The sequence below is a fragment of the Pseudomonas sp. NFACC24-1 genome (genome assembly GCF_900115235.1).
Classification (GTDB): Bacteria; Pseudomonadota; Gammaproteobacteria; order Pseudomonadales; family Pseudomonadaceae; genus Aquipseudomonas; species Aquipseudomonas fluorescens_AA.
Genome location: NZ_FOVS01000002.1, coordinates 308,086 through 322,606, shown reverse-complemented (window position 1 = coordinate 322,606; position 14,521 = coordinate 308,086). Strand labels below are relative to the sequence as shown.

The following is a 14,521-nucleotide window of genomic DNA, read 5'->3' as shown; positions in this document are numbered from 1 at the left end:
CGGCCCCTACCGCCATATCTCGACAGCAAAAGGCCAGTCTGCTAGCGGTTGCAAAACATGTCCGCAACACCGGCCGGCCGGGGTGTGGCGGGCTTTGCGCCGCTGAAAAATATCTCTGCACGAACCTTGGTACGGGGCCCCAATACCCCCGCATGCGCAAAGACCGACATTCGGCCAGCACCGTGCGTGCCGTTTCGGGTGCCGTTGCCGGCGGTTTAGGCTAGAATGCACGGCCTCAAAGCACACCCCCTTCCCGAGGCTGTCCCGAAGATGTTGATCCTGCGCGGCGCTCCTGCCCTTTCTGCCTTTCGCCACAGCAAACTCCTTGAGCAACTGAGCCAAAAGGTTCCGGCTGTCAGTGGCTTGTATGCTGAATTCGCTCACTTCGCCGAAGTCACCGGCGGTTTGACCGGCGACGAACAGCAGGTGCTCGCGCGCCTTCTGAAGTACGGCCCCAGTGTTCCTGTCCAGGAGCCGGCCGGTCGCCTGTTCCTGGTGCTGCCGCGTTTCGGCACCATTTCGCCGTGGTCGAGCAAGGCCAGCGACATCGCCCGCAATTGCGGCCTGGCGAAGATCCAGCGCCTGGAGCGCGGCATTGCCTTTTATGTCGCCGGTGAGTTCAGCGAGGCCGAGGCCCAGTTGATCGCCGAAGGCCTGCATGACCGCATGACCCAGGTCGTGCTGGGCAACCTGGAGCAGGCCGCCGGTCTGTTCAGCCACGCCGAACCCAAGCCGCTGACGGCCATCGACGTACTGGGCGGCGGCCGTGCCGCACTGGAAAACGCCAACGCCGAACTGGGCCTGGCCCTGGCCGAAGACGAGATCGATTACCTGGTCAACGCCTTCCAGGGCTTGAAGCGCAACCCGCACGACATCGAACTGATGATGTTCGCCCAGGCCAACTCCGAGCACTGTCGCCACAAGATCTTCAACGCCAGTTGGGACATTGACGGCCAGAGCCAGGAAAAAAGCCTGTTCGGCATGATCAAGAACACCTATCAGATGCATAACGAAGGTGTGCTGTCGGCCTACAAGGACAACGCGGCGGTGATCGTCGGCAACGTTGCCGGTCGCTTCTACCCGAACCCCGAGACCCGCCAGTACGGTGCGGTCCAGGAGCCGGTGCACATCCTCATGAAGGTCGAGACCCACAACCACCCGACCGCCATTGCGCCGTTCCCGGGCGCGTCCACCGGTTCCGGTGGCGAGATCCGCGACGAAGGCGCCACCGGGCGCGGTGCCAAGCCCAAGGCCGGCCTGACCGGCTTCACCGTGTCGAACCTGCAGATCCCGGGCTTCGAACAGCCGTGGGAAAAGCCCTACGGCAAGCCTGAGCGCATCGTCAACGCCCTCGACATCATGATCGAAGGTCCCCTGGGGGGCGCGGCGTTCAACAACGAATTCGGCCGTCCGGCCCTGACCGGCTACTTCCGTACCTTCGAACAGTCCATCACCACCCCCCGTGGTGAGGAAGTCCGTGGTTACCACAAGCCGATCATGCTCGCGGGTGGCATGGGCAACATCCGCGCCGAACACGTGCAGAAAGGCGAGATCCTGGTCGGCTCCAAGCTGATCGTCCTCGGCGGCCCGGCCATGCTGATCGGCCTGGGTGGCGGCGCGGCTTCCTCCATGGCCACCGGCACCAGCTCGGCCGACCTGGACTTCGCCTCGGTCCAGCGGGAAAACCCGGAAATGGAACGCCGTTGCCAGGAAGTCATCGACCGTTGCTGGCAGTTGGGTGAACACAACCCCATCAGCTTCATCCACGACGTCGGCGCCGGCGGCCTGTCCAACGCCTTCCCGGAACTGGTCAACGACGGTGGTCGCGGTGGTCGCTTCGAACTGCGCAACATTCCGAACGACGAGCCGGGCATGGCCCCGCACGAAATCTGGAGCAACGAATCCCAGGAGCGTTACGTCCTGGCGGTCGGCCCAGCCGACTTCGAACGCTTCCAGGCCATTTGCGAGCGCGAGCGCTGCCCGTTCGCGGTAGTGGGTGAAGCCACCGCCGAGCCGCAACTGACCGTCACCGACAGCCACTTCGGCAACAGCCCGGTGGACATGCCGCTGGAAGTGCTGCTGGGCAAGGCCCCGCGCATGCACCGTTCGGCCGTTCGCGAAGCGGAGCTGGGGGATGATTTCGATCCATCGACACTCGACCTCGCCGATTCCATCGAGCGTGTACTGCATCACCCGGCCGTGGCGAGCAAGAGCTTCCTGATCACCATCGGTGACCGCACCATCACCGGCCTCGTGGCCCGTGACCAGATGGTCGGTCCATGGCAGGTGCCGGTGGCCGACGTGGCCGTGACCGCCACCAGCTTCGACGTCTACACCGGCGAAGCCATGGCCATGGGCGAGCGCACGCCGCTGGCGCTGCTGGATGCCCCGGCCTCGGGCCGCATGGCGATCGGCGAGACCCTGACCAACATCGCGGCTTCGCGCATCGGCAAGATTTCCGACATCAAGCTGTCGGCCAACTGGATGTCCGCCGCCGGTCACCCGGGTGAAGACGCGCGCCTGTACGACACCGTCAAGGCTGTCGGCATGGAGCTGTGCCCGGAACTGGGCATCACCATTCCGGTGGGCAAGGACTCCATGTCCATGGCCACGCGCTGGAACGACGAAGGCGTGGACAAGAGCGTGACCTCGCCGCTGTCGCTGATCGTGACCGGTTTCGCCCCGGTCACCGACATCCGCCAGACCCTGACCCCGCAACTGCGCATGGACAAGGGCACCACCGACCTGATCCTGATCGACCTGGGCCGTGGCCAGAACCGCATGGGCGCCTCGATCCTGGCCCAGGTGCATGGCAAGCTCGGTTCGCAGGCGCCGGACGTCGACGATGCCGAAGACCTGAAGGCGTTCTTCGCCGTCATCCAGGGCCTGAACGCCGACGGTCACCTGCTGGCCTACCACGACCGTTCCGACGGTGGTTTGCTGACCACCGTGGTGGAAATGGCCTTCGCCGGTCACTGTGGCCTGAGCCTGACCCTCGACAGCGTGGCCGAGTCCACGGCTGAAATCCCGGCCATCCTGTTCAACGAAGAACTGGGTGCGGTGATCCAGGTTCGCCAGGACGCCACCCCGGACATCCTCGCCCAGTTCAGCGCCGCCGGCCTGGCCGATTGCGTCTCGGTGATCGGCCAGCCGATCAACAACGCTCACATCAACATCACCTTCAACGGCGACACCGTCTTCGAAGGCCAGCGCAGTCTGTTGCAGCGTCAGTGGGCTGAAACCAGCTACCAGATCCAGCGCCTGCGCGACAACGCCGAGTGTGCCGAGCAGGAGTTCGACGCGCTGCTGGAAGAAGACAACCCGGGCCTGAGCGCCAAGCTCAGCTATGACGTCAACCACGACGTGGCGGCGCCCTACATCAAGAAAGGCATTCGCCCACAAGTGGCGGTCCTGCGCGAGCAGGGCGTCAACGGCCAGGTGGAGATGGCGGCAGCGTTCGACCGCGCCGGTTTCAACGCGATCGACGTGCACATGAGCGACATCCTGGCCGGTCGTGTCGACCTGAACGACTTCAAGGGCATGGTCGCCTGCGGCGGTTTCTCCTACGGCGACGTGCTCGGTGCCGGTGAGGGCTGGGCCAAGTCGGCGCTGTTCAACAGTCGCGCCCGCGACGCGTTCCAGGGGTTCTTCGAACGCACCGACAGCTTCACCCTCGGCGTGTGCAACGGTTGCCAGATGATGTCCAACCTGCACGAGCTGATCCCGGGCAGCGAATTCTGGCCGCACTTCGTGCGTAACCGTTCCGAGCAGTTCGAAGCGCGCGTGGCGATGGTCCAGGTCCAGGAGTCGAACTCGATCTTCCTTCAGGGCATGGCCGGTTCGCGCATGCCGATCGCCATCGCCCACGGCGAAGGCCATGCGGAGTTCGAAAGCGAAGAAGCCCTGCTCGAAGCCGACCTGTCCGGTTGCGTGTCGCTGCGTTTTGTCGACAACCACGGCAAGGTCACCGAAACCTACCCGGCCAACCCGAACGGCTCGCCGCGCGGGATCACCGGCCTGACCAGCCGCGACGGCCGCGTCACGATCATGATGCCGCACCCGGAGCGGGTGTTCCGCGCGGTGCAGAACTCGTGGCGTTCGGACGACTGGAACGAAGACGCGCCCTGGATGCGCATGTTCCGCAACGCCCGCGTCTGGGTGAACTGAGACGGTGTACAAGCTCTGCTTCTTCGTCCCGGCCAGTCACGTGGACGAGGTCAAAAGCGCTGTATTCGCTGCCGGTGGCGGGCGAATCGGCGACTATGACCACTGTGCCTGGCAAGTGTTGGGCCTGGGCCAGTTTCGCCCGTTGGACGGCAGCGAGCCGTTCATTGGCGAGGCGGGCCAGGTCGAGCAGGTTGAGGAATGGAAAGTCGAGCTTGTGGTGGCCGATGATTTGATCGAAGGGGTGGTGAAGGCTTTGAAGCAGAGCCATCCCTACGAGACGCCGGCCTATGAAGTGTGGCGGTTGGAGGATTTCTGATTCTTCGCTCGTCGAATGAGAAACCCGCTGATTGAATCAGCGGGTTTTTTATTGGTTCCAGCGAACCCGGAAGCTGTGGGAGTGAGCTTGCTCGCGATAGCGTTGGGTCAGCAAAATCAATGTTGACTGAACCCCCGCTATCGCGAGCAGGCTCGCTCCCACATGGGATCTCCAGTGGGCCCGAAATAGGTGCTCGACGCCAATCAACTGTGGGAGCGGGCTTGCCCGCGAAGGCGTCGGGTCAGCTTGCATTGATGTTGGATGTACTGGCCTTTTCGCGAGCAAGCCCGCTCCCCAGAGGCTCTACCTAGCCCGCCCGTCTATTGATGCCGGTTCTCGAGGCGGCAGGCTTCCTTCTCGATGCCAATGCACTCGACTGGTTCACTGACGCCTTTCTCGAAGCGGCGGGCGTTCATCAATAGGCCTCCTTTGATACCGCCAATAAATGCGAAGGCGCCTTCACGCGAACCTACGTTACGTACCGATAAATCTACTGCCACGCTGTTGGGCCTGACTTCATAGACCCAGCCCCCGTTGGCGGCTTCTTGGGTTGCCCAGAACTTGGCTTCGCTATAATCGCTGAATGCCACAACGACCGATTGAGCCAGAGGGGACTCCGGCCAGATCGATTGTCGCAGATTCGGTGTCAGAGAGTTCCAGGCCCGTAGCCCTCGGGCCAGCGCATCCGCTCCCTGCGTGGGATTGATTGTCGTAGAGCCGACTGCCCAGAGGGACTGCTTGTTCGTTATCCATGCCAGGCCCTCCGGAGGCACCACTCGGTTCCACTCGATGGACATTGCAGCGATCTCCAGCCTCGTCTCGCGGCCAGTGGGTTCACGGTAGTTTGGGTTAGTTACGCATTCGGTAAAATCGGGTGCCCGGCAGGCATTTTTGATGAAGCGCCCCTTTACACCGCCTGGGAAGCTGATTTCCTCCTCGCTGGGAAAATGCCCTCCCGATAGCGGCTGATCGACGCCATGGGGGGCATGGAGTTCGTACAGCCATTCGCTGGCGTAGTGCTCGGCGATGGACTTACTGCGCGTTGTGCTGCTGTATATCGATTTTGCGATCCCGCCCCCATGACTGTACCAGTCGTATTTCCATTCATTCTCGGGGAAGCCCACGGCCTTGGGCAGTAGCCCGTCCCGGAAGGCATTGAGGCCTTGACCCGTTGTATCTCCTCGATAGAGCGTATCCATGTCGGTACGCCAGCGTAACGAGGGTACGGTCTTGCGGATATCCACGCTCGAATCCGCGGTGACCTGCAGCCAGGCCTGATACCAGGGTTCATCTTTCTGCACCGAGTCCTGAGTCGCGGCCCACGTATTCGGGGCCACTTGCCAGGCGCTTGCCGTTACCACGGCGACAGCCGCCACCCGTACAAAACCGTTGCTTCTACTCATGATTTGGACACCTCAGCTTGAAACGAGGACGCCAATCGAATCACATACTTCGTTACGACATATTCTTCGAATTGACAGTTTAACTACCTGTTGCGCAGTTCGATGGCACCGCTGGGGTGCGCCTTGGTTTACTGCGTGGGGGTAAGGATAGTTGACTGTTCTGCGCTGTAACGTCTGATTTTGTAACAAGCGGCTCAGTTGAATGCGTTGGCGAATAATCAGGTTGTGTTGTTGGTTGTAATCCGTCTGGTTTGTCCGTTACCTGTTATTTATGACAGTTGTGAGGTTCTGCTTGATGACTTTTAATCTAGGGTTTTGTCTTGGAGGCGCTCGCTAAATTTTCGGTTGGGTACAGATCTGGACTTGATGCAATAAGTGCCGGCCTCATCGCGAGCAAGCTCGCTCCCACAAGAGGCAGGTGTCGATCACAGGTTTTGTGAACAACACCCAGCCACTGTGGGAGCGAGCTTGCTCGCGATAAATCGAAAGACGAATACAAGAATCCCGGTAGAACACTGGGCCCGTGGTGAGGGAGCTTGCTTCCACAGAGGCTCTACCTAGCCCGCCCGTCTATTGATGACGATTCTCGAGGCGGCAGGCTTCCTTCTCGATGCCGATGCATTCGACCGGTTCACTGACGCCTTTCTCGAAGCGGCGTGCGTTCATCAACAGCCCGCCCTTGATACCGCCGATGAATGCGTACGCGCCTTCACGGTTACCGGTGTAGCGCCCGGACAAATCCACGGCAACGCTGTTGGGCTTGACTTCGTACACCCAGCCGCCGTTTTCCGCTTCCGTGACAGCCCAGATCTTGGCATCGCTATAATCACGGAAGGCCATGACGAGCGAATGCGCAAGATTAGACTCCGGGGTCGTCGCCAAGCGCAGATCCGGTGGCAATGAATTCCAGCCCCGCAATCCGTGGGCCAGCGCATCCGCACCCTGCACCGGATTGATCTTCGCAGAGCCTACCGCCCATAGGGATTGCTTGTTCGTTACCCAGTCCAGGCCTTCGACAGGCACGAGCCTGTTCCAATCGATGCGGGTTGCGGCAATCTCCTGCATCGTCTCGTGGCCAGTGGGTTCGCGGTAGTCCGGGTTCGCGACGCAATCGCCCGGATCGGTTTTCTTGCAGGCCTGCTTGATAAAGCTTCCCTTGACGCCACCGGGGTAGCTGATCTCTTCCTCCGAAGGAATTGGCCCGCCTGATTGCGTCTGGTCGATTCCGTGGGGCGCCTTGAACTCGAACACCCATTCATTGGCGAAGCTCTGGGCGATACGCTGGCTGCGGGTCGTACTGCTGTAGACCGACCGTTGGGCGCCCGCCCCATGGCCGAACCAGTTGTACATCCATTCGCTCTCCGGGAAGTTGACGGATTTAGGCAACAGGCCGTCCCGGAAAGCTTCTAGCCCCTGGTTGGTGGTGTCGCCCCGATAGAGCGTGTCCATGTCGGTCCGCCAGCGCAAGGAAGGGTTGGTCGCGCGGATATCCACAGTCGAGTCCGCAGTGACCTGAAGCCAGGCCTGATACCAGGGTTCATCCTTCTGCGCCGAGTCCTGGGTCGTTGCCCACGCATTGGGGTTCGCTTGCCAGGTGCCTGCCAATACCATGGCGACAGTCGCCGCCCGTATAAAACCGCTGCTTCTACTCATGATGTGGACACCTCTCCTGAAACGAGGATGCCAATCGAATCACATACTTCATTACGACATATTCTTCGAATTGACAGTTTAATTATCGATTGCTCAGTGCGAAGGCAACGCTGGGGTGTGCCTCGGTTCACTGGTGAGAGTGAGAATAGATGACTGTGCTGGGCTGTAAGATCTTATTTTGTAACAAGCATCTCAGTTGGAAGTGGTCGCGAACATCAGGATGTGTTTGTTGGCCGTTACTGGTCGGAATTATCCGTTACCTGTTATTTCTGACAGTTGATAGCTCTTGGTTGATGACCTTTAATCGAGGGTTTTGTCGAGGGTTCGCGCTAGATAACTTTTCGGTTGGGTACAGGTTCGGGCTTGATGCAATAAGTACCGCCCTCATCGCGAGCAAGCTCGCTGGGTTCGTAGGAGCTGCCGAAGGCTGCGATCTTTTGATCTTTCGTTGGGATTCAAGTGTCTAGGGAAAGATCGCAGCCTCGTTGCACTCGACAGCTCCTACACAGCTCCTACACAGCGCCTACAACGCAGTCCAGTGGGCGGACGGTGGTGCTAGGCCCCGGCATCGACCTTGCGGCCATGCGTCAGGCTATCCAACGCCTGCCATAACCTCGGTGCCTTTTCCCCCAGCAGCAGGTGCCAGACGCCACCTTCCAACGGGCTCATACCCTGACACCCCAACCCTTTGAGCCGGTTTTCCGACAAGCCCTTGTCATCGGCCAGTCGCACCCGTAGCCGGCTCGTCGCCACGCACTCGAGTTGCAGGACATTGTCCTGGCCTCCGAGGGCGTCCAGCCATTGTTGCGCTTCGATGCTGGAAAGGGCGGCAGGTGTCGTCGGTGCAGGGGCATTCGGCACCGGCGCGGTGACCAGGCGAAGGGAGGAGGGCACCGCCAGGCGGATTTCGTCGGCAATGCTGTCGGCCATCGGCCCCACCACCACCTGCAGGCTCCCGCCGTTACCGGGGCGCACCACGGCCATGGCGCCGAGGGCCTTGAGCTGGGCGTCGGACGCCTTGTTGCGATCCACCATGTCCAGCCGCAAGCGCGTGGTGCAGGCACCGATGGTGATCAGGTTGTCGGCGCCGCCCAAGGCCTGGATGTAGGCCGCGGCCCGCTGGTTTTCGGCGATGGCCGGTTTGTCGCCTGCCGGTACCTCTTCACGCCCCGGGGTCTTCAGGTCGAAGCGGCGGATGCAGAAGTCGAACACCAGGTAATAGATTGCCGCGTAGGCCAGGCCCACCGGGACGACCAACCAGCCGTTGGTGGATTTGCCCCAGCCCAGGACCATGTCGATGAAGCCGCCGGAGAAGGTAAAGCCCAGGTGAATGTCCAGCAGATTGGTCACGGCCATCGATACGCCGGTGAGCAGCGCATGGGCTAGGAACAACAGGGGCGCGAGGAACATGAAGGCGAACTCGATCGGCTCGGTGACACCGGTCAGGAACGAGGTCAGCGCCATGGACAGCAGGATCCCACCCATGATCTTGCGCCGCTGGGGCAAGGCATTGCGGTACATCGCCAGGCACGCGGCGGGCAGGCCGAAGAGCATCACCGGGAACATGCCGGTCATGAATTGGCCGCCCTTGGGGTCGCCGGCGAAATAACGGCTCAGGTCACCGGTGACCACCGCACCGGTGTCGGGATCGGTGAAACTGCCGAAGATGAACCAGGCCATGTTATTGAGGATGTGGTGCAGGCCGGTAACGATCAGCAATCGGTTGAACACCCCGAACACGAAGGCACCGAAACTGCCGCTTTCCATCAGCATGGCGCCGAAACCGTTGATACCCTGCTGGATCGGCGGCCAGATAAGGCCGAAGACCACGCCCAGCCCGACGGCGCTGAAGCCGGTGACAATCGGCACGAAGCGCCGGCCACCAAAGAACGCCAGGTACTCCGGCAGCTTGATGTCTTTGAAGCGGTTGTACAGCGCTCCCGCCAGCAGGCCGCTGATGATTCCGGCGAGCATGCCCATGTTGATGCTGGCATCGAGCACCTTCAGGGTCGCGATCATCACCAGGTAGCCGATGGCCCCGGCCAACCCCGCCGTACCGTTGTTGTCCCGGGCGAAGCCCACGGCGATGCCGATGGCGAAGATCATCGCCAGGTTGGCGAAAATCGCCTGGCCGGCGTCGTGGATGATGGCGATGTTCAACAGGTCGGTGTCGCCCAGGCGCAGCAACAAGCCGGCGATGGGCAGGATCGCGATGGGCAGCATCAGTGCCCGGCCGAGGCGTTGCAGCCCTTCGATGAAATGCTGGTACATGGCGTCTCTCCCTTTATTGTTCTTCGAAGTGGCTCAGCCCAGGGGCCAATGTCGATGGCAGGCACGGCGTACCGCGAGTGCGCTGCCCAGGTTCAGCAGTTCGTTGCTCAAGCGAGCGCACTGCGCGGCGTCGAGGTGGCGCACGCGGTCCTTGATTTCGCCGATCTGCGGCGGGCTGACCGACAGTTCGCGTACACCCAGGCCGATCAGTACGGGCGTGGCCAATGGGTCCGAGGCCAGGGCTCCGCACACGCCGACCCAACGCCCATGCTTGGCGGCACCGGCGCAGGTCTGGGCGATCAGCCGCAGCAACGCGGGGTGCAAGGCATCGACCCGGGCGGCGAGGCCGGCGTGGTCGCGGTCCATGGCCAGGGTGTATTGCGACAGGTCGTTGGTGCCGATGGAGAGGAAGTCCGCATGTTCGGCCAATTGTTCGGCCAGCAACGCCGCGGCCGGCACTTCGATCATCACCCCCAGTTGCGGGCGTTCGCTCAGGCCCAGCTCGGTGCCGAGGGCTTCGAGGCGTTGGCGGATGTGCAGCAGTTCGTCGACTTCGGTGACCATGGGCAACAGGATCCGGCAGCGGTCCAGCGGACGGGTTTGCAGCAAGGCGCGCAGTTGCTGGTCGAGCAGGTCCGGTCGCACCTGGGCCAGGCGAATGCCGCGCAGGCCCAGTACCGGGTTGGCTTCGCTCGGCAGTGGCAGGTAGTCCAGTTGCTTGTCACCGCCCACGTCGATGGTGCGAATGATCACCGGCCTGTCGTCCATGGCATCGAGTACGGCTTGATAAGCCTGACGCTGCTCTTCTTCGTCGGGGGCGGTGCGGCGGTCGACGAAGAGAAATTCGGTGCGCAACAAGCCAATGCCATCGGCACCGTTGGTCAGGCTTTGGCCGGCTTCGGCGCTGGAGGCCACGTTAGCGGCGACTTCAACCTCCACGCCATCGACGGTTCGCGCCGGCGTGTGGGCGAGGCTCTGTTGTTGGGCGCGCAGGGCCGTGCGTCGGGTCTGTGCTTGCTGTACTTGCGCCAGGCGCTCGGCGGTTGGTGTGAGTTCGAGGCGGCCCCCGTCAGCGTCCAGCACCACCGATTGTCCTGGCGCCTGCGCAAGCAGTGCCTCGCCCAGCGCCACCAGGCATGGCAGGCCTTTGCCTCGGGCCAGGATCGCCACATGGGACGTCGCGCCGCCCTCGACCATGCAAACCCCGGCCACGCCTTGGGCGCTGAGTTGCAGCAAGTCCGACGGGGTCAGTTCCTGGACGGCGACGATGGCGCCCGCCGCGACGTCGAATTGCCAGGCCTCACCCAGCAACGCCCGCAGGACCCGTTGGCGCAAGTCACGCAAGTCGTTGGCGCGCTCGGCCAGCAGCGTGCTGCCCAGTTGTTGCAGGACCTGGCATTGCGCGTCGATGGAGCGGCTCCAGGCGTGGGGCGCGGCACTGCCTTGTTCGATGAAGAACTCGGCGGCATCCAGCAGTAGCGGGTCTTCCAGCAGCGCCAGGTGGGCACTGAAAATCGCCTCTTCATCGCGGTGCTGCCTGGCCCGGGCGTGCTCCAGCGTGAGGTGGATTTCGCCACGGACCTGGGCCAGAGCGTCACTCAGGCGTTGGCGCTGGTCTTCGATGGCATGGCCGCCAGTGTCTTCCGGCAATTGAATGCCGCTCAACCGAATCAGCGGCCCGGTCACCAGGCCGGGCGCGGCACATACGCCGTGCAGCACACCTTCTTCTGCATTCGCCCGTGGTGGTTCGGGTGGCGGCGCGTTGGCATGGACTTCTTCCACCAGGGCTGTGGATAAGGTCGTCAGCAAGGCTTGCAACGCCGCCTCGGCATCGCTGCCCCGGCAACTGACGTGCACTTGTGCCTGTTCGGTGATGGCCAGCCCCATCATGCCTATTACACTGTCGCAGGAGGCCGATTTGCCGCTGAAATGCAACTGCGAACGGCTCTTGAAGCCTTGCGCGGTCTGGCGCACCAGGGCCGCCGGGCGAGCATGAAGACCGCCGCGATGGGCGATGCGGACCTGGCCGAACACTTCGATGCCGCCGCCGTCTTGGTCGTGATGTTCCGCCTGGTCGCCGGCCTTGGCGAGGATGTGCAGCAGCGGGTCGCCGACCTTCACCCCTTTAAGCGTGATGGGGCGTGCCTGGAAATGCTCGCCGTTGGTGATGACCAGCAGGCTGACCAGGCTTTTGCAGCGCAGCGCCACTTTATCCACGTCATACCGCAGCAGCGGCTGGCCATGGCTGACCCGTGCACCTTCCTTGACCAGCATGGAAAACCCGTCGCCTTGCAGCTCGACCGTATCCAGGCCCAGGTGCAGCAGCAGTTCGGCGCCATTGTCGGCCCGCAGGGTCACGGCGTGGCCGGTGCGGGCGACGTGGATCACTTCTGCGTCGCACGGCGCGTAGAGGGTGTCGTTCAGCGGATCGATGGCGATCCCATCGCCCATGGCGCCGCTGGCGAACACCGCGTCCGGGACATTGGCGAGGGTGAGCACCGGGCCGCTGAGGGGGGCGCTGAGGATCAGCTCTTTATTGTTGTTGGGCATGGGCTCGCTCTCTTCAGGCTCTTGTTTGAAAAGCAGTCGGATCAGTGGGTACGGGTGACCTTGCTCAGGTGCCGCGGCTGGTCCGGGTCCAGGCCCCGGGCCACGGCCAGGCTCGCGGCCATCGCGTAGAAGCTCTGGATCGCCAGGATCGGGTCCAGGGCCGGGTGTTCGGCGCGGCTCAAGGTCAGGTCGCGTTCGACAATGTCATCAGGTGCCGCCAGCAGGACCCGGGCACCGCGCTGGCGCATGTCCGCGGCCAGGCTCAACACGCCGGCCTGTTCGGCACCGCGGGGGGCGAACACCAGCAGCGGGTAGTCATGATCGATCAGCGCCATGGGCCCGTGGCGAACTTCGGCACTGCTGAAGGCTTCGGCCTGGATCGCCGAGGTTTCCTTGAACTTGAGCGCTGCTTCCTGGGCGATGGCGAACCCGGCGCCCCGGCCGATCACCATCAACCGCTGACAGTCGCGCAGGGCGTCGACAGCGCTGTGCCAGTCCTGGCGGGCGGCCTCGCGCAGGCCCTCGGGCAGCGCGCTGCCGGCTTCGAGCAACTCGGCGTCAGCTTTCCAGTGGGCCACCAGTCGCGCACTGGCGCTGAGGGTGGCAATGAAGCTCTTGGTCGCGGCGACGCTGCTCTCGACGCCGGCACACAACGGCACGCTGAATTCACAGGCGGCTTCCAGAGGCGAGTCGGTGGCGTTGACCAGGGCCACGCTCAAGGCGCCACGCTTGCGCAACAAGCGCAGGCTGTTCACCAGGTCCGGGCTCTGTCCCGACTGGGAAAACCCGAACGCCACCTGGCCGCTGACCTTCAGCGGCGCCTGTTGCATGGTCACCACCGACATCGGCAGCGAGGCCACCGGGATGCCCAGTTGCTGCATGGCCAGGTAAGCGAAATAGCTGGCGGCGTGATCGGAGCTGCCGCGGGCGATAGTCATTGCCACTTGCGGTGGCTGGCGGCGCAGGCGTCCGGCGATTTCCTCGAGGGCCGGGTCCAGTCGCTGCAACTGGCGCTCGACCGCTTCATGGGAGGCCAGGGCCTCTTCAAGCATTTTGGAAGTCAATGGCTTCTCCTTCGACCATCACGTCGGTCAGGGTCAGGGAACGGTCAAGGCGTACGCAGTCGGCCCAGGCGCCGGGTTGCAGGCGACCGCGCTCGGGCAGGCCGAGGTAGTCGGCGGGAAATTGGGACAGACGCTGGGAGGCTTCGGCGATGGGCAGGCCGATCTTCACCAGGTTGCGCAGGGCCTGGTCCATGGTCAGGGTGCTGCCGGCCAGGGTGCCATCGGCCAGGCGCACCCCGCCCAGGCACTTGGTCACGGTGTGGCTGCCGAGCTTGTATTCGCCGTCGGGCATGCCGGCGGCGGCGGTGGAGTCGGTAACGCAATACAGGCACGGGATTGAACGCAAGGCCACGCGCATCGCACCCGGGTGTACGTGGAGCAAGTCCGGGATCAACTCGGCATATTGCGCATGGGCGAGGGCCGCGCCGACGATCCCCGGTTCGCGGTGATGCAGCGGGCTCATGGCGTTGTACAAATGGGTGAAACTGCTGGCCCCGGCCGCCAATGCGGCGACGCCTTCTTCATAGCTGCCCAGGGTATGGCCGATCTGCATGCGCACGCCCCGGGCGCTGAGGGCACGGATCAAGTCATCATGACCGGCGATTTCCGGGGCGATGGTAATCACCCGGATCGGCGCCAGGGCCAGGTAGCTCTCCACCTCGGCCAGCAGCGCGGTGTGGGCGAAATTCGGTTGCGCGCCGAGTTTGCCGGGGTTGATGTAGGGGCCTTCCAAGTGCACCCCCAAGACCCGGGCGCTGCCGTTCGGGCGCTGCTCACAGAACACGCCGAGGGCCTGCAGCACGCTGGCGATCTCTTCGCTGGGGGCGGTCATGGTGGTGGCCAAGAGTGCGGTCGTGCCAAAACGCAGGTGGGTGCGGGCGATGGTCTCGAACGCCGAAGTCCCTTGCATGATGTCCTTGCCGCCACCGCCGTGGACGTGCAGGTCGATGAAACCGGGCAGCAGGTAGGGCAGGTCATTGCTGGCCGGATCGCAGGGCTGGCCTTCGATGGACACGACTTTGCCGTGCGCATGGAGCAGGCGGCCGCGAACCCAGCCGTCGCAGGTGAGGATGTTGTCTTCGGACATGGGCGTTCTC

At 63.1% G+C, this 14,521-nt stretch carries 8 protein-coding genes; 2 read left to right on the top strand and 6 right to left on the bottom strand.

What is annotated here, in order from left to right; genetic code table 11:
• The first annotated feature begins 270 nt into the window (after positions 1-270).
• Positions 271-4,167 (top strand): phosphoribosylformylglycinamidine synthase, encoded by a 3,897-nt coding sequence (purL, locus tag BM317_RS03630; protein WP_092473120.1) that lies wholly within the window; start codon positions 271-273, stop codon positions 4,165-4,167.
• Positions 4,168-4,171: 4 nt separating this feature from the next.
• A complete protein-coding gene (locus tag BM317_RS03625) occupies positions 4,172-4,483 on the top strand; it encodes a YqfO family protein (protein ID WP_092473119.1) in 312 nt (103 codons plus the stop codon).
• A 320-nt stretch (positions 4,484-4,803) separates the two neighbouring features.
• Here the strand turns inward: BM317_RS03625 and BM317_RS03620 are convergent, their stop codons facing one another.
• The 6 genes from BM317_RS03620 to nagA form a co-directional block, all read right to left on the bottom strand.
• On the bottom strand, positions 4,804-5,886 hold the full coding sequence (locus BM317_RS03620; RefSeq protein WP_139236007.1) for a scabin-related ADP-ribosyltransferase: 1,083 nt from the start codon (positions 5,884-5,886) through the stop codon (positions 4,804-4,806).
• 570 nt (positions 5,887-6,456) lie between these two features.
• Positions 6,457-7,539 (bottom strand): scabin-related ADP-ribosyltransferase, encoded by a 1,083-nt coding sequence (locus BM317_RS03615; RefSeq protein ID WP_139197821.1) that lies wholly within the window; start codon positions 7,537-7,539, stop codon positions 6,457-6,459.
• Positions 7,540-8,094: 555 nt separating this feature from the next.
• A complete protein-coding gene (gene nagE / locus BM317_RS03610) occupies positions 8,095-9,810 on the bottom strand; it encodes an N-acetylglucosamine-specific PTS transporter subunit IIBC (protein ID WP_092473115.1) in 1,716 nt (571 codons plus the stop codon).
• 33 nt (positions 9,811-9,843) lie between these two features.
• Positions 9,844-12,360: a phosphoenolpyruvate--protein phosphotransferase gene (ptsP, locus tag BM317_RS03605; protein ID WP_092473113.1), complete on the bottom strand. Its 2,517-nt coding sequence runs from the start codon at positions 12,358-12,360 to the stop codon at positions 9,844-9,846.
• Between the two features lie 41 nt (positions 12,361-12,401).
• On the bottom strand, positions 12,402-13,424 hold the full coding sequence (locus tag BM317_RS03600) for an SIS domain-containing protein (RefSeq protein ID WP_092166294.1): 1,023 nt from the start codon (positions 13,422-13,424) through the stop codon (positions 12,402-12,404).
• The gene (nagA, locus tag BM317_RS03595; RefSeq protein ID WP_092166295.1) at positions 13,405-14,511 is read right to left on the bottom strand and encodes an N-acetylglucosamine-6-phosphate deacetylase; all 1,107 of its coding nucleotides are present in this window, start codon (positions 14,509-14,511) and stop codon (positions 13,405-13,407) included. The genes BM317_RS03600 and nagA overlap by 20 nt, the downstream gene beginning before the upstream one ends.
• Between the last annotated feature and the right edge of the window lie 10 nt (positions 14,512-14,521).

Bases quoted from the DNA above. Each gene is read 5' to 3' on its own strand.
- purL (WP_092473120.1), top strand. From the start codon at position 271: ATGTTGATCCTGCGCGGCGCTCCTGCCCTTTCTGCCTTTCGCCACAGC.
- BM317_RS03620 (WP_139236007.1), bottom strand. From the start codon at position 5,886: ATGAGTAGAAGCAACGGTTTTGTACGGGTGGCGGCTGTCGCCGTGGTA.
- BM317_RS03615 (WP_139197821.1), bottom strand. From the start codon at position 7,539: ATGAGTAGAAGCAGCGGTTTTATACGGGCGGCGACTGTCGCCATGGTA.
- nagE (WP_092473115.1), bottom strand. From the start codon at position 9,810: ATGTACCAGCATTTCATCGAAGGGCTGCAACGCCTCGGCCGGGCACTG.
- ptsP (WP_092473113.1), bottom strand. From the start codon at position 12,360: ATGCCCAACAACAATAAAGAGCTGATCCTCAGCGCCCCCCTCAGCGGC.
- nagA (WP_092166295.1), bottom strand. From the start codon at position 14,511: ATGTCCGAAGACAACATCCTCACCTGCGACGGCTGGGTTCGCGGCCGC.